The sequence below is a fragment of the Stenotrophomonas sp. Ps181 genome, assembly GCF_025697425.1.
In the GTDB taxonomy this organism is placed as follows: domain Bacteria; phylum Pseudomonadota; class Gammaproteobacteria; order Xanthomonadales; family Xanthomonadaceae; genus Stenotrophomonas; species Stenotrophomonas sepilia.
The window spans coordinates 19,549-34,484 of sequence record NZ_JAHWBI010000012.1; the positions used below are offsets into that span (position 1 = coordinate 19,549).

General features: G+C 66.6%; 12 protein-coding genes. 9 read left to right on the forward strand and 3 right to left on the reverse strand.

Going from position 1 to position 14,936, the window contains the following annotated elements:
* The first annotated feature begins 105 nt into the window (after positions 1 to 105).
* The 4 genes from KXV01_RS19285 to KXV01_RS19300 all read left to right on the forward strand — a co-directional run bounded on the left by KXV01_RS19285 (position 106) and on the right by KXV01_RS19300 (position 6,714).
* Positions 106 to 2,424, forward strand: coding sequence for a winged helix-turn-helix domain-containing protein (locus KXV01_RS19285; RefSeq protein ID WP_049413302.1), 2,319 nt, complete (start codon positions 106 to 108; stop codon positions 2,422 to 2,424).
* A 115-nt stretch (positions 2,425 to 2,539) separates the two neighbouring features.
* Positions 2,540 to 3,439, forward strand: a complete 900-nt coding sequence (locus KXV01_RS19290; RefSeq protein WP_049435641.1) for a helix-turn-helix transcriptional regulator — start codon at positions 2,540 to 2,542, stop codon at positions 3,437 to 3,439.
* A 49-nt stretch (positions 3,440 to 3,488) separates the two neighbouring features.
* Positions 3,489 to 6,335, forward strand: a complete 2,847-nt coding sequence (locus tag KXV01_RS19295; protein ID WP_049413682.1) for a TonB-dependent receptor — start codon at positions 3,489 to 3,491, stop codon at positions 6,333 to 6,335.
* A 169-nt stretch (positions 6,336 to 6,504) separates the two neighbouring features.
* Entirely contained in the window at positions 6,505 to 6,714 is a 210-nt protein-coding gene (locus tag KXV01_RS19300) for a hypothetical protein (RefSeq protein ID WP_049413684.1), read from the forward strand.
* A gap of 59 nt (positions 6,715 to 6,773) precedes the next feature.
* On the opposite strand, the gene KXV01_RS19305 is transcribed toward KXV01_RS19300, so the two are convergent.
* Both KXV01_RS19305 and ppa read right to left on the reverse strand, forming a co-directional pair.
* A complete protein-coding gene (locus KXV01_RS19305; RefSeq protein WP_049413685.1) occupies positions 6,774 to 7,895 on the reverse strand; it encodes an HDOD domain-containing protein in 1,122 nt (373 codons plus the stop codon).
* 152 nt (positions 7,896 to 8,047) lie between these two features.
* Positions 8,048 to 8,584: an inorganic diphosphatase gene (gene ppa, locus KXV01_RS19310; protein ID WP_005410935.1), complete on the reverse strand. Its 537-nt coding sequence runs from the start codon at positions 8,582 to 8,584 to the stop codon at positions 8,048 to 8,050.
* Positions 8,585 to 8,768: 184 nt separating this feature from the next.
* On the opposite strand from ppa, the gene KXV01_RS19315 reads away from it, so the two are divergent.
* From KXV01_RS19315 to KXV01_RS19335, 5 genes are all read left to right on the forward strand, one after another.
* On the forward strand, positions 8,769 to 9,260 hold the full coding sequence (locus KXV01_RS19315; RefSeq protein ID WP_049413686.1) for a hypothetical protein: 492 nt from the start codon (positions 8,769 to 8,771) through the stop codon (positions 9,258 to 9,260).
* Positions 9,260 to 9,751 carry a hypothetical protein gene (locus tag KXV01_RS19320; protein WP_049413687.1) on the forward strand — a complete coding sequence of 164 codons (492 nt, stop codon included), beginning with the start codon at positions 9,260 to 9,262 and terminating at the stop codon, positions 9,749 to 9,751. The genes KXV01_RS19315 and KXV01_RS19320 overlap by 1 nt, the downstream gene beginning before the upstream one ends.
* 83 nt (positions 9,752 to 9,834) lie before the next feature.
* Positions 9,835 to 10,335: an RNA polymerase sigma factor gene (locus tag KXV01_RS19325; RefSeq protein WP_049413688.1), complete on the forward strand. Its 501-nt coding sequence runs from the start codon at positions 9,835 to 9,837 to the stop codon at positions 10,333 to 10,335.
* 99 nt (positions 10,336 to 10,434) lie between these two features.
* Positions 10,435 to 11,367: a FecR domain-containing protein gene (locus KXV01_RS19330; RefSeq protein WP_099591120.1), complete on the forward strand. Its 933-nt coding sequence runs from the start codon at positions 10,435 to 10,437 to the stop codon at positions 11,365 to 11,367.
* Between the two features lie 220 nt (positions 11,368 to 11,587).
* Entirely contained in the window at positions 11,588 to 14,506 is a 2,919-nt protein-coding gene (locus KXV01_RS19335) for a TonB-dependent receptor (RefSeq protein WP_099495428.1), read from the forward strand.
* 95 nt (positions 14,507 to 14,601) lie between these two features.
* On the opposite strand, the gene KXV01_RS19340 is transcribed toward KXV01_RS19335, so the two are convergent.
* The gene (locus KXV01_RS19340; protein ID WP_049413695.1) at positions 14,602 to 14,859 is read right to left on the reverse strand and encodes a DUF2789 domain-containing protein; all 258 of its coding nucleotides are present in this window, start codon (positions 14,857 to 14,859) and stop codon (positions 14,602 to 14,604) included.
* Between the last annotated feature and the right edge of the window lie 77 nt (positions 14,860 to 14,936).

Genomic DNA, 14,936 nt, shown 5'->3' on the forward strand with positions numbered 1-14,936 from the left:
TATGCGCCGATGCTTTGTGCGGAGTCTGGCTTTTCGCTGTTCCCAGGACGGGGCGGTATCGAAGGCAAACACTGCCCGGGACCTGTCTCTACTGTGTAGCAGAAAATGAACAGCAGCGAAATCCAGCCCCCGGTATCCGATCGGATACGGATAGGAGAGTGCACCGTCACTCTGTCCTCGCGCGAAGTCGAGGTCGTCGGCGCGCGTCGCCCGCGCCGGCTGACGCCGAAGGCGCTGGGCGTGCTGCGCGTGCTGCTGCGGCAGCCGGGCCGCGTTGTCACCCGCGACGAGTTGTTCGCCGAGGTATGGCCGGACACGCTGCCGACCAACGATGTGCTGACCCAGGCCGTCACCCAGCTGCGCAAGGCGTTCAGCAACGACGACGACAACGGCCAGGCCTACATCGAAACCATCGCCAAGACCGGCTATCGGCTTCTGGTCCCGGTACAGGTGCTGGACGATGCCGAGCCCGTGGCCGCAGGCGTCCCTGACGACGAGGGCATGGCCGCACAGCCGGTGACCACTGCTGCGTTGCCTGCGCATCCACAGGCGGCGCGTCGCCGCTGGCGCCATATCCGTCGGCGCGTGCTGCTGGCGTTGGGCGTGTTGATGCTGGCCACGCTGCTGGTGCTGACCACGCTGCTGCTGCGTCGTGCACCGGCCGGCAGTTCGCCGGTGGAGGCTGCCGTGGAGAACGGTACGCGGGTGATCGGCAGCCCGCAGCGGCCGTATCGGTTGATCACCGCGACCAGCGGCTTTGAAACCTATCCCACGCTGTCACCGGACGGTTCTCTGGTGGCCTATGAGGGCGCCAACGAGGATGGCAACGGCGGTGGCGCGATCAAGCTGCAGACCTCCGGCAACGCGCCGGCGCGCCAGTTGCTGGCGCCACCGGCCGGTGCCGTCGATCGCTTCCCGAACTGGTCGCCGGATGGTCGCGAAATCGCCTTCGCGCGGTTCTACGCCGACGGCGGCTGCCAGGTACTGATCGCCAGCGCCACCGGTGGCGCACTGCGCCAGGCCACACGCTGCGATGGCACGGAGCTGCTCAGTTTCGACTGGACGCCAGACGGGCGTGGCCTGGTGTTCGGCAGCATGGTCGGTCGCTACGCGCACCGTGGCATCCGTGTGCTGGACCTGGCCAGTGGCCAGTGGCGCGCGCTGGCCTACAGCGTCGATGAGGATGACTTCGACTACGCACCGCGGTATTCGCCCGATGGGCAATGGCTGGTGTTCGTGCGCAACCCGCAGCTGGGTGATCTGTGGCGGGTGCCGGCCGCGGGCGGTACGCCCGAGCAGTTGACCGATGAAGCGGCAGAGCTGCGCGGCTGGGCCTGGCTGGACGATGGCCGCACCATCGTCTTCGGTCGTCGTGTCGACAGCGAGGCGCGGCTCTATTACCTGGATGTCGAGCGGCACACGTTGCGCGATGCCGGCCTGGATGATGCGCAGTGGCCAGCAGTGTCGCGACGCGGTGGCATGCTGGCTTTCGTCCACCGGCGCGCGCAGTTCGGCGTGTTCAAGGTGCCGATGCAGGGCAGCGGCACGCCCGAGCGCCTGTTCGCCTCCAGTGGCCGCGATGGACAACCGATGGCAGCGCCTGATGGCCGCCAGCTGGTCTTCACCTCCGATCGTTCCGGCAGCTTCGCCCTGTGGTGGGCGGACATGCAGCGGCCGGATTCGCTGCGTCCCATCGAAGGGCTGCGGCCGGAGGCGCGGCAGGCACCGGACTGGTCGGCCGACAGCCGGCAATTGCTCGTGGTTGGCCGCGATGCGCATGGGCGCACGGTGGTCTATGAAATCGCGCCACGCGATGAACGCCTGCAACCCTTGCCGGTTCCGGCCGAACAGCCGTTGCAGGCACTGTATGGCGCCTCGCCGCAGCAGCTGTTTGTGGTCGAGCGCGATGCCGACCAGCGCACGCGGTTGAGCCTGTTCGATCGCAGCGTCCAGCCCTGGCGCCGCTTGGCCAGCATCGATGGGGTGTCGCAGGCGCGCTTCGACCGGAGCAGTGGCCGCGTGTTGTTCACCCGCTTGGCCGCCGGAGGCCTGTGGTCGGCGGATGCCGCGCTGTCTCCGGCCAGTGTGCAGCAGATCAGCGATGACCGGCCCAGCCGCTGGCGATACCGGGCCTGGACCGTGGCCGGCAACAGCGGCATCGGCTACCTCGGTACCTCGACCACGTGTGGCACCACCTTCGTGCGCATCCAGCCCGGCCGCGAGGAGCCGGAACGCTGCCTGGACGCCGAACGGCTCAGCGCCGGCAACGGGCTCAGTGCCAGCGCCGACGGAAAGGACCTGTTCGTGGCGATGGCGGTCAGCGATGGCGCTGACATCGGCGTGATGCGGTTGCCCGAGCGCCCGCCTGCACTGTTCCCCGCATTCTCCAAGTTGTTGTTGTTCAAGGGAAATGGGCCTTCGTAATTTCTTCGTCGGGATCTCGTTGCGAATTCGTGGCGATCTCGTCGGACCTTCCTGACGCAGTGCCGCCTGATTTGGCAAAACGGAGTCCTGTACTAGGCAAATCCGTGGTGCCCCCATGCGTCAACTCTCGCTGGCCGATCGCGGCCAAACTGTTTCCCTGGACCGGTCGCTCGACGACGTCGCACCGACCTGCCTGGGCGTGGCCCGGCTGGGTAGCCTGCAGACCGCCGGCTCCAGCTTCACTGTCTGGATGCAGGTGCGTGGCAGCTCGTGGGTCGAGGCCAAGGAAGGGCGCTTCCGCTTGCGCCAGGGCGAGTGGATCGCCTTCGAGAAGGAATCGCGGCCGCTGGTGCAGGCCGGTCGCAACGGGTTGTGCGTCGGCCTGAACCTGAACATCGAAGCGCTTCGCGTGCTGACCGAGATGGCCGACTGCGGCCTGTATGCAGGTCGTGGCCGGATGAACCGCACTGATGCCCGCGTGGCGCTGCGCCTGTGGCGCGATGCGCTGGCCAGCGGCCAGCCGGCGCAGACCCTGCGCCCGCTGCTGCTGCACCTCGCGGGCCTGCAGCGCGGCCTGGCCGACAACGTGCAGCGCTGCCCGGGCCGCTCGCGCAGCCGCAAGCGCCAGGTGTTCGGCCGCATGCAGCGCGCGCGCCTCTATCTGGAAGGCAACAGCCACCGGGTGGTGCGCATCGGCGAACTGGCCGAGCTGACCAACTTCTCCAGCTGGTACCTGTCCAAGACCTTCCAGAGCCTGTACGAGGAAAGCCCGCAGTCGCTTTCGGCACGACTGCGCCTCGAACGCGCCGCTGATCTGCTGCGCGACACCGACATGATGGTGGGCGAGGTCGCTGCCGCCAGCGGTTTCGACAACTGCTGCAGCTTCGCGCGTGCGTTCCGCGCCCGCTACGGCCAGTCCGCATCGCGCTTCAGGGAGAACGGCGGCTTGCTCCCGCCACAATCCGCAAAGTCTCCGGTTGGTTCGCGCAAATACAGCGCTGCAACGCAATCGTAACGTGCTGGGGTGTTTTAACACGCTGCTAACACGTACCTTGGAGAGATAGATGAACGTTCGTAATCCCGCAGTGCGGTTCGGCCTGCTGCCGGCCGGCATTGCGCTGGCGCTGGCGCCGGCCTTTGCTTCCGCCCAGGAAGCAAAGGGCACCACCGACCTGGACCGCATTTCGGTCACCGGCTCGCGCATCCGCGGCGCTTCGGTGGAGACCCAGCAGCCGATCCTGACGATGACCCGCGAATCCCTGGAAAAGCAGGGCTTCTCGAGCGTCGCCGACGTGCTGAACAACCTGACCTCGGCCGGTTCCCCGGCCATTTCGCGTTCGGAGTCGCTGGCTTCGGGCGAGAACGTGGGCGGCTACTACGTCGACATCCGCAACCTGGGCGCCCAGCGCACCCTGGTGCTGATGAACGGCAAGCGCCTGGGCGCGACCACCGCCGGCTACCAGGATCTGAGCCAGATCCCGATGTCGGCCGTTGAACGCATCGAAATCCTGAAGGACGGCGCCTCGTCGATCTACGGTTCCGACGCCATCGCCGGCGTGGTCAACGTGATCACCCGCAAGAACTTCGACGGCGGCGAAGCCAACGTCTACGTCGGCCAGTACGGCAAGGGCGACGGCGACACCGAAACCTATTCGATGACCCTCGGTGCCCGCGGCGAGCGCGGCAGCCTGACCCTGTCGGCCGAGTACTCGAAGCAGGACCCGGTGTGGGCCAAGGACCGCTGGTACAGCCGTGACGGCTCGCTGGGTCCGAACTCGACCTCGGCCACCTGGAGCCCGATCAGCCAGAACGGCAGCTGGTGCAACCCGACCCAGGTCGACTGCGGCGACTCCAAGCAGGCTGTCTGGAAGACCCTGAACGCCGGCGGCAACCCGAAGAACCCGAATGACTACCACGTCATCACGGCAGACGAATTCGCCAACTCCAACGAGCAGATGACCCTGCTGACCGGTGTGAAGCGCAAGTCGGTCTACATCAACGGTACCTACGACTTCACCGATTCGATCAGCCTGAACACCGACGTGCTCTACAACGAGCGCCAGACGTTCCAGCAGATCGCCGGCTATCCGTTCCAGTCCAACTCCTTCGGCACCCCGCTGGAAGGCTCGAGCGCCTTCAACCCGGTCGGCCAGGACGTCAGCTTCCGTCGTCGCCTGTGGGAAGTGCCGCGTACCACTGACAGCCAGCTGAAGACCCTGCGCTTCGCTCCGACCCTGACCGGCTTCTTCGAGCTGGGCGGCAAGACCTTCGACTGGGATGTCGGCGCGCTGTGGAACCGCAACGAGTCGATCAAGAGCAACCGCGGCGACATGAGCCTGATCGCTGCAGGCCAGGCCCTGGGCCCGTCGTTCATCGACGCCGGCGGCATTGCCCGCTGCGGCACCTCGGCCAAGCCGATCCTGGGCGACTGCCGCCCGTGGAACCCGCTGCTGCCGTACGGCGTTGATGGCCAGGGTTCGCTGGCGAACCAGGAGCTGCAGGACTTCCTGTTCCCGACCTTCACCACCCGCGGCGTCACCAAGACCACCAGCTTCACCGCCAACCTGTCCGGTTCCATCGTGACCCTGCCGGCCGGCGACCTGGGCTTCGCGCTGGGTGTCGAGCACCGCAAGGAAGAAGGCAATTACGTGCCGGACGCCTTCGCGCAGTCGGGCCAGTCCACCGGCCTGGGCCAGAAGCCGACCCGCGGCCAGTACGATCTGAACGAGGTCTACCTCGAGCTGAACGTACCGCTGCTGGCCGACATGGCCTTCGCCAAGGAACTGACCCTGAACGTTGCCAGCCGTTACTCGGACTACAGCAACTTCGGTGGCACCACCAACAGCAAGTTCGGCCTGACCTGGCGTCCGCTGGATGAACTGCTGGTCCGCGGCACCTACGCCGAGGGCTTCCGCGCTCCGACCATCAGCGACCTGTACGGTGGCCTGAGCTCGAGCTTCGAGTCGTACATCGATCCGTGCGGCGTGAACGCCCCGGGCAGCGTTGCCGGCAATGCCGCGTGCACCGCCGCTGGCGCTCCGGCCAACTACGTGCAGCTGGGCCAGGGCAACCTGCCGTGCTCGACCCTGCCGTGCCAGTCGGGTGACCAGTTCGTCTCGGGTGCCAACCCGAACCTGAAGCCGGAAACCTCCAAGAGCACCACTTTCGGCCTGGTGTGGAGCCCGCGCTGGGTGCAGGGCCTGGACGTCTCGCTGGATTGGTACAAGTACGAAATCAGCGACATGATCATCGCTGACAGCGTCGACCGCATCCTGCGTGACTGCTACGTGCTGGGCAACTCCGAGCGTTGCTCGAGCGTGACCCGTGCGGCTGACGGCCACGTCAGTGCGATCACCTACGGCACCGCCAATCTCGGCAAGATGGAAACCGAAGGTTACGACCTGGGCATCAAGTACCGCCTGCCGGAACTGGCGATCGGTCAGTTCAGCATCGACTGGACCACCAGCTACACCGCCAAGTACGACGAGCAGGGCCAGAACAGCGCGGGTGACAACATCATGATCGGCCGCGTCGGCGAGCCGGGCCTGTTCCGCGTGCGTTCGAACCTGGGTGTCAACTGGCAGTACGGCGATTTCGGTGTGAACTACACCGCACGCTACTACTCCGGCATGAAGGAAAGCTGCATCTCGCTGGCTGACGGCTGGTGCGATGCGCCGAACCACATGGCCAATGGCGAGACCGATCCGCTGCGTCACACCGGCTCCAACACCTTCCACGACCTGCAGGTCAGCTGGAAGGCGCCGTGGGATGCGACGATCGCCCTGGGTGCGAACAACGTGTTCGACCACAAGGGTCCGCTGCAGTACTCGGCTCCGAACTCGGCGTTCGCCTATTACGGCGGCTTCGATGTGGGTCGTTTCCTGTACATGAAGTACACCCAGCGCTTCTGATCCATCGAAGTGCGGTAGCAACACGGGGAGGGCGGGCCGCAAGGTCCGCCCTCTTTTTTGTAGGGGAATTCCGGAAACTGTTGGAAGGTGAGCGCAGTCACGGTCCTGTCGTGTCGCAATCGACACAGTCAGGAGGTCCAATACCGGACGCTTGCATCTGGAGAGGGATATGAAGGACACGTTGCTGCGCCAGGCATCAGCCGCTGTACTGATCTATGCGACGCTGGTAGGCGCGGTGTTCGCGCAGGGCCTCGGGGTCTGTGGTGGCGGGCTTTATTGCGAAGCGTTCCGCCAGCAGTGCCTGGCCAGTGGCAAGTCACCGGTCATCTGCGAGTCGCAGTACCGGCGTTGCGTGCAGGATGCCTGCGGTACCCGCTGACATGGAAAGGGCGCACCGTGTGGGTGCGCCCTCTGTCGTCCGGACAACATCCAGCACGCTCAGGCGTCGCTGGGCACCAGTCCCATCAGTGCATTGGCGTGCTCGCGCCATTGCGGCAGTTTGTTCAGCACGCCTGCACGCTGCAGGTAGTCCTCGTCCACCGGATCGCCATTGACCAGCGCCAGGGCCACGTGCACCGCGCCGGTCACCCAGAAGCTGCGGGTGTTGGCGCGCTGCGGCTGCAGATGGAAGGCCACCGCTTCGATGATCGGCATCGGCAGGCCCCACAGGCCCAGCAGGTAGGCGCCGGCCTCGGCATGGCCTGGGCGGGTATCGCCGGCCAGCGCGGGCTCGCTGCGCTCGTTGCGCACGCCGGGCAGCAGCAGGCCGATGTCGGCCAGCAGTGCGGCGGTCGCCCCCAGTTCGGCGCTGGACTCGGGCAGCAGGCGTGCGGCCAGCCGGGAGGCGAGCAGGGCGCGCTGCTGCAGTGAGTTGCGCTCGGCAGCCGACAGCGTCGGCGCGGAGAACACTTCGCTGGCCAGCACCAGGTCACGCAGCGTGGCCAGGCCCAGCCGGGTGACCGCGGTGCGCAGGTCGGCAATTGTGCGGCCCTGGCTGAAGAAAGCCGAGTTCGACAGCTGCAGCACTTTGGCCGCGATGGCCGGATCGGCGGCGACCAGCTTGGCCACATCGGCACTGTCGGTATCGTCGTCATGTTCCAGGGCCTGGGTCAGGCTCAGGTACAGGTGCGGTGGCGATGGCAGTTTCTCGATACGGCCGATGGCATCGCGCAGGCGCGGGCTGTCCAGCACTTCGCGCAGTTCTTCCAGGCTGGTCAATGCCTCCAGCAGCACTTCCGGCGCCAGCGGCAGCGGCAGGAAGCGGTGGGCGACACCGATCAGGCGCGCCGGCGGCGGGCGGTTGCCATGGTGTGCATCGACCAGCGCGATGCGGATGGTTTCCGGGCGCAGTGTCCGGATCTGGCCCAGCAGCGTGGTGGCATTGAGATCGGGCAACTGCGGGCAGACGATCACCGCGTCCACGCCCTGCGTGGCCACCGCGGTCATCGCGGTCTGGCCATCGGCGGCGGTCAGCGGCTGCCAGTCTTCCCCAAGATCGGCAATGAATTCGGTCAGCTCGGCCGGCAGGCTGGCTGCATCCCCAACAAGCAGAATACGCACGACACATTCCCCTGGCTGTCTCGACGATGGATGTCGATGACGTGTGAAGTGACGCAATTTACCTAATACGGCAGCAAGAGTGATGTGCCGTCGTCATGAAACGTGACCCGCATCGCTCCGGCAGGGTATCGCCGGAGCGATGCGGTTCAGGCTCAGGCCTTGCTGTCGAGATGGCGCTGGTGCGCCTCGATCAGGATCTGCTTGGCCTCAGCGGCGCCACCCCAACCGTCCAGCTTGACCCACTTGCCCTTCTCCAGGTCCTTGTAATGCTCGAAGAAGTGGCCAATGCGCTCCAGCCAGTGGCTCGAAACCTGGGCGATGTCTTCGACGTGGGCGTAGCCGCTGAAGATCTTCGAGACCGGCACGGCCAGGATCTTCTCGTCGCTGCCTGCCTCATCGCTCATCTTCAGCACGCCGACCGGACGGCAGCGCACGACCGAGCCCGGCACCAGCGGCAGCGGCAGCACCACCAGCACGTCGGCCGGATCGCCGTCGCCACACAGGGTGCTCGGCACGTAGCCGTAGTTGCACGGATAGCGCATCGGGGTGGACAGGATGCGGTCGACGAAGATCGCGCCGGTTTCCTTGTCCACTTCGTACTTCACCGGTTCCGAGTCCTTCGGGATCTCGATGATGACGTTGATTTCTTCCGGCGGGTTCTTGCCGGGCGAGACGAGTTCCAGGCCCATGGTGTGCTCCAGGTGGGGATATAGACGGATAGCTCACCATTTTATGCCTTTGCCGGGCGCTGTGCAGGGTAGGGCTGGACCGACCTGCGCGCCCGCCCCTGGCGGAGCGAATGGGGCGGGGTTTCCCGATGGGTTCCACCCGGTCCCCCCGGCAGGCTGGACGTCCTTGCCAAGGAGACTTGCCATGAACTGGAACCGCTTGGGCTGTTGCGCCTTGTTGCTGCTGGCGCCGTTGCCTGCGCTTGCGCGCGGGGCGCATGTCAACCTGATCGACTATCCCTCCGACGAGGCCGGATGGGACCGGGCCTTTGCGCTGGAGGACGCGGTGGCCGGCGAATTCGCCGCATGGTGTGCCGACACCTTGTGTGAAGGTGATTACAGCAACTACCGGGTGATGGAGTTCCGCTGCGCCGTGCTTGCCCACCGCGGCACCGTGCAGCGCTGCGTCCTGGTGGTGGCGGCCAGCGAGCTGGAAGTGCATCCCGATACGGGCCAGGTGCGGGTCGACAACGGCAGCTGGGTCTGCCCGGTCGAATTTCAGCCCGGCGTGCCCGTCGAGGCGTTCTATGCCTCACTGGAAGCGCCGGGCGGCCTGACCGCGCCTTTGCCCGGGCTTGACCACGGCATCTTCGATGGGTTGCCTGAATGCCTGCGCACGCAGGGGAGGGTGGGCTGATGGGGAGCTTCTACAAATGCTGGCTGTTGTGTGGCGTGCTGTCTGTCAGCCTGCCGTGCGCCGGTGTCGCGCAGGCCGCGCCTGCGTTCGTCGATGCGCGGGATTACTCCGGCCCGGGGGGCGGCCACGAGCGTTTCCTTGCTGCCGAGCGGCAACTGGTGCGTGGCTTCGATGAGGTGTGTGGCGATACCTTCTGCGAGGGGCAGTACATCAATCTGTGGGCCATGCGCCTGCGCTGTTCCGTGGAACAGGTCGCGGGGGTGGTTGTCCAGTGTGTATGGACCTTCGCCGGCAGCGACACCAGGGTAAAGCCCAGCGGCCTGATCAAGGTCAACCGCGGACGCTATGCCTGCGTGCTGCCGCTGGCAGCCGGGACACGCCTGGAAACCCTGCTGCAGGTGTGGGAAACGGGTGACGGATTCGATGCGTTGCACGCGCCGCTGCCCGGCACGACAGCCAATACCTACGACGCACTGGTTGATTGCCTGTAGTCGGGGTGTTGATAGTAATGTGACTTATTCGCATTAACGGAGTAGCATGCGCGGCGCCTCCGTCTGTCGTCCCGGCTCCGCGCATGTCCTCCAATGCCGCCACGCTCACCGAACTGCTGATCCGCGAGCGGCCAGCGCTGCTGCGCCGGGTGCAGCGCATCCTCGGGGGTGACAGCGGCGCCGAGGACGTGATCCAGGCGGTCTGGTTCAAGGCCCGTGGGGTCGATGACAGCCAGGCGATCGACAATCCGCGGGCCTATCTGTATCGGCTGGCCGCCAACCTTGCCACTGACCACGGCCGCGAATCGAGCCGCCGCAACCGGCTGCTGGCCGACCACTACCTGTGGGGGGCCGACGAGGTGATCTCCACCGAGGAGCAGGCCATGGCACAGGATGAGCTGCAGCGGGTGCTCGATGCGGCGGGTCACCTGCCGGAGCCGACCCGCACCATCTTCCGGCTCAACCGCCTGCAGGGCCTCACCCAGGCCGAGATCGCACGCCGCCTGGGGGTGTCGGTGACCACCGTCGAGAATCATGTGCGCTCCGCGCTGCAGCGCCTGGCCTGGGCGCGCAGTGGCCGATGATCACGCCGGCTTGGGGTTGGCGCGCGCACAGACGTCTTGATCATTGACCGTGGATGCGGTCCAGTTCCCCCGCGCTTGAATGCGCCTGTCCGCCAGCCGATGCGCCCGCCGAACATGCTGCCCGCCGCCAATGACGATAACCTGGCCGAACAGGCCCGGGACTGGATCGCGTGGCTGGCCTCGGGTGACATCAGCGATGTACGCATGCAGGCGTTCGAGCACTGGCTGCAACAGCCGGGGCACCGCAGGGCCTTCGAGCACGAGCGCGCGCTGTGGCGCAGTGTCGGGCCGCGCCCGCAGGCCGGGTCCAGCGGACGGCGTCGGCCGCATCGACTGCGCTGGGCGATGGCAGCGGCGGCAATGCTGGCAATGCTGGTTGCATGGCCGGAGGCGTGGCTGCGCCTGCAGTCCGATCATCGCAGCACGCATCAGGTGCAGCACGTACGGCTGCCCGATGGCAGTCGCGCGGTGCTGGATGCGGACAGTGCGATTGCCGTGCGCTTCAATGCGAACGCCCGCGAGGTCGAGCTGCTGCGCGGGCGCGCCTGGTTCGAGGTCAGCCCGGATGCACAGCGGCGTTTCAGCGTGCGCGCCGGCAATGGCCTGATCGAGGACATCTCCACCGCGTTCACCGTCGCGCGTGGCGACGACGGGGTGGAAACCCAGGTGGGGCAGGGCAGGGTGCGCGTGGCCAGCCCGGCCGACGGTGGCTGGACCTACCTGCAGCAGGGGCAGCGTGCCGTCTACACTGAACATGGCGGAGTCATGCGACGGGCTGACGTGACCGCCGACAGCGTCGGCGCCTGGCGCCAGGGCGAGCTGCTGCTGGAGCAGGTCCCCGTTGCCGATGCGGTGCAGTGGGTCGGGCGCTATCGCGCGGGGCCGACCTTCGTGCGCGGCGATCTGTCACGTCTTCCTGCAGTGAGTGCTGCGTTGCGCATCGACCGCCCGGAACAGGCGCTGGACGCGCTGGCGGCAACGGCGGGTCTTCAGGTTACTCGTCTTCCCTTCGGCGTCGCCATCGTGCAGTAGCTCCACGCCACGCGTGGATGAGCGTCTCTGTGCCGACCAACGGTCGGCAACCACCGCGCACCGTCGGCATCCCCCGCGACCGCAAATCGCTCTTGGGGTTGTCGCGCGCCCAGCCGTCTTACCCGGCGAACGTACCCGCCGTCGCCACGTACGTCGCCGTGTCCGCCCGTGTTGCGGATGACGCCGCGTTCGCGGCACCGATTACCTGACAGGTTCCTCCATGTTCGACTCCCACCGCTCGGGCCACGTACTGCGCCCGTCCCGTCTGTGCATTGCGTTGCTTGCCGCCGGGCTGGCCAGCACGACGCCACCCGCACTGGCGCAGAGCGCCCGCAGCGACCACGCGGCCGTACTGCGCTTCGATATTCCTGCACAACCGCTGGATGAGGCGCTGCGCAGCTACATGCGCCAATCCGGCGTGCAGGTGGTGTACCCCGCATCGCTGGCACACGGCGTAACCTCCCACGCGGTCAGCGGCAGCCTGTCGGCCGACCAGGCGTTGCAGCACCTGCTGCAGGGCAGCGGCGTGGCGGTGCGCCGGGTCAGCGCCGATGCGGTCACTCTGGAGTCAGCAACGCCGGTGCAGGCCGACAGCGGTGTGATCGTCACCGGCACGCTGCGTGTGGCCGGCGACCGCGTCGACAGCGGTGCGAACAACGATGAAGCGCGCCTGCTCGACAGCTACCGCAGCGTGGGTTCGACCACCACGCTCGACCGCGCGCATCTGGAGCGCTTCCGCGGCACCTCCAACGGTGACATCGTCAAGGGTGTGGCCGGTGTCACCGCCGGTGATCCGCGCGTCGGCAATGGCTTCGACGTCAACATCCGTGGCATCCAGGGCCAGGGCCGCGTACCGGTGATCATCGACGGTGGCCAGTCCAGCATGGACACCTACCGCGGCTATGCGGGCCAGTCACAGCGCACCTACCTCGACCCCGACCTGATCTCCAGCCTGACCATCACCAAGGGCCCGAGCCTGCAGGCCAACGCCTCCGGTGGCATCGGCGGTATGGTAGAGATGGAGACGCTGAAGATCGGTGACGTGCTGCGCGAGGGGCGCGACTTCGGGGCGCGCGTGCGCGGTGGCCTGGCCAATGGCAGTGCCAACAACCTGCCGTCCTACAGTGCGACACCGCGCACCGATCGCAGCGCCACCGGCAGCCAGTTCTTCAACGTGGCCGGTGCCGGTCACTGGGACCGCTTCGATCTGGTCGCCGCCTACGCTTACCGGGACAACGGCAACTACTTCTCGGGCCGGCATGGCTACGATGATTTCCCGCAGACCCGTCGCACGCTGGCGCCGCTGAATCCGCCGCGCAGCGAAGTGTTCAACACCTCCTCGCGCTCGAAGTCGGCGCTGCTCAAGGGCACCTGGCGCATCGACGACGCGCAGACGCTGGAGGCCGGTTACCGCCGTTACGAAGGCACCGCCGGCGAGATCATGGCCTCGCAGATCATCCGGGTGGATCGTGACCGCATCCCGCAGTGGGATCCGGGCCACGTCGACATGGACAGCTACAGCCTGCGCTACCGCTTCAACCCGGACAGTGAGCGGGTTGACCTGCGCATCAATGCCGCCTACACCGACACCGACAGCGTGATGTACAACAGCCTGACCGGCATCACCCCGTGGTACTTCGATCGCCGCACCGAGTGGTACGACGCGCCCAGCTTCAGTGGCGATCCCGGCTACAAGGATGCCTACCGGAACCCGCTGCGGCAGAAGCGCTTCAACCTGGATGCCAGCAACACCTCGACGTTCGACACACGCGCCGGTGCGTTCACGCTCGACTACGGCCTGTCCTACAGCGACGAAGACATCGCCCCGGGCAGCTCGGGCCCGATCAAGCACGACGACCTGGTCAACAACCGCTTCCTGCGCAACGCCGAGCGCAAGGAATACAGTGCCGTGGCCTCGCTGAAGTGGCAGCCCGACGAACACTGGGAACTGCTGGCCGGTGGCCGCTGGAACCGGGTGGAGGTGCACGACCGCAACCGCCTGGCGACGCCTGATACGTATGAGGTGCAGGGCCAGTACCGCTACACCGAGCTGCTCAACGGCAACCCGGCACTGCCGTCGTGGCGTGCAAAGCGCATTGCGCTGCTGAACTGGTATCCGGATGCCAATGGCAATTTTACCCAGGAATCGCTGCTGGCCTCGCCGTACAAGAAGGGCACGGTGGGCGACATCGGTGGGTGGAACTTCTATGACGCCGGCAAGCCGCAGGATCTGGAAGTGCCGGTCAGCTGGACCTGGTCGCAGCCGATCCGCCGCCGCGACTCCGCGTTCTCGCCGACCGCCAGCGTGGCCTACCGCTTCAGCGAAGACACCCTGGTCTACGTGAAGTATGCCGAAGGCACCAAGCTGCCGAGCCTGTTCGAGACCACGCTGGGCCTGTTCACCGCCGCCAAGCCGGTGGGTGAGCTGAAGCCGGAGCGCGCGCGCAGCTGGGAAATCGGCGCCAGCACCCTCCGCTACAACCTGTTCACTGCCGGCGACCGCCTGGCGCTGAAGCTGGCGTATTTCGACACCCGCATCGACGACCTGATCACCCGTGACTACCGCACGCTGTCGGCCGGTCTGATCCGCAACGTCGACCAGTTCAAGGTCTCCGGCATGGAGTTCCAGTCCAGCTATGACAGCGGCAAGGTCTTCGCCGACCTGTCCGCGCACTACTACTTCAAAGCCAAGACCTGCGCGCCGGACATCGCCGCCGAGCGCCGGGCCTATGGCGCACAGCGCAGGAACGATGAGCTGGCCCACACGCCTAACTGCGTGGACGGCGGCTTCGAGGGGTCGTACACCAACACCCAGAACCCGCCGCGCTACATGGTCAACCTGACCCTGGGCTCGCGCCTGTTCGACGAGCGCCTGACCTTCGGCACCCGCGTGGTCCACAACGCCGGCCCGATCAGCACGCTGGACAAGGACTGGAACGTGGGCCTGTCGGCGATCCAGCAGCTGTACCGGCCAACCACGCTGGTGGATCTGTTCGCCAGCTGGCGCTTCAACGACCAGCTGTCGGTCGACGCCGGCGTCGACAACCTGACCGACCGCTACTATCTGGATCCGCTCGCCCTGGGTGTGATGCCGGCCCCGGGCCGCACCGCACGGCTGGCCTTGACCTGGAAGTACTGATCGGCGGGGTCGGATCCCTTTCCTGCGGAAAGGGCTCTGACCCAGGGTGAGGCGACGGTAGCGCCGGGCCTTGCCCAGCGCCTTCCGCCAGGCACTTAAAGCCCGGTCGCCGCCTTCACCGCATCTTCGTGCAGCGACTCGTTCAGCTCGTCCACCACGGTGGTCCATGCCGCATCAGCCTGCAGCGACTCGGACAGGAACTGGCGCTGGGCATCGTTCCAGTACGGCGCTTCGAACACTTCAACGTCGGTGGCCAGCTGGTGCTCGCGGATGAAGCGGGCGATGCCCTCGGCGCTGGCGTCCAGGCCCAGCTGCAGGAACAGGTTGGTCATGCGCGGTTCGGTGGTGATCATCATCGGTTCCGGGTGGAAGAAGGGGATGGCCCATTATCGGCGCACATGGGCTTGGGGAAACCCCTGCGGCGGACGTC

What these genes read in the sequence shown, in the direction of transcription:
- KXV01_RS19285 (WP_049413302.1), top strand. Translation starts at nt 106, where the DNA reads ATGAACAGCAGCGAAATCCAGCCCCCGGTATCCGATCGGATACGGATA.
- KXV01_RS19290 (WP_049435641.1), top strand. Translation starts at nt 2,540, where the DNA reads ATGCGTCAACTCTCGCTGGCCGATCGCGGCCAAACTGTTTCCCTGGAC.
- KXV01_RS19295 (WP_049413682.1), top strand. Translation starts at nt 3,489, where the DNA reads ATGAACGTTCGTAATCCCGCAGTGCGGTTCGGCCTGCTGCCGGCCGGC.
- KXV01_RS19300 (WP_049413684.1), top strand. Translation starts at nt 6,505, where the DNA reads ATGAAGGACACGTTGCTGCGCCAGGCATCAGCCGCTGTACTGATCTAT.
- ppa (WP_005410935.1), bottom strand. Translation starts at nt 8,584, where the DNA reads ATGGGCCTGGAACTCGTCTCGCCCGGCAAGAACCCGCCGGAAGAAATC.
- KXV01_RS19315 (WP_049413686.1), top strand. Translation starts at nt 8,769, where the DNA reads ATGAACTGGAACCGCTTGGGCTGTTGCGCCTTGTTGCTGCTGGCGCCG.
- KXV01_RS19320 (WP_049413687.1), top strand. Translation starts at nt 9,260, where the DNA reads ATGGGGAGCTTCTACAAATGCTGGCTGTTGTGTGGCGTGCTGTCTGTC.
- KXV01_RS19325 (WP_049413688.1), top strand. Translation starts at nt 9,835, where the DNA reads ATGTCCTCCAATGCCGCCACGCTCACCGAACTGCTGATCCGCGAGCGG.
- KXV01_RS19330 (WP_099591120.1), top strand. Translation starts at nt 10,435, where the DNA reads ATGCGCCCGCCGAACATGCTGCCCGCCGCCAATGACGATAACCTGGCC.
- KXV01_RS19335 (WP_099495428.1), top strand. Translation starts at nt 11,588, where the DNA reads ATGTTCGACTCCCACCGCTCGGGCCACGTACTGCGCCCGTCCCGTCTG.
- KXV01_RS19340 (WP_049413695.1), bottom strand. Translation starts at nt 14,859, where the DNA reads ATGATCACCACCGAACCGCGCATGACCAACCTGTTCCTGCAGCTGGGC.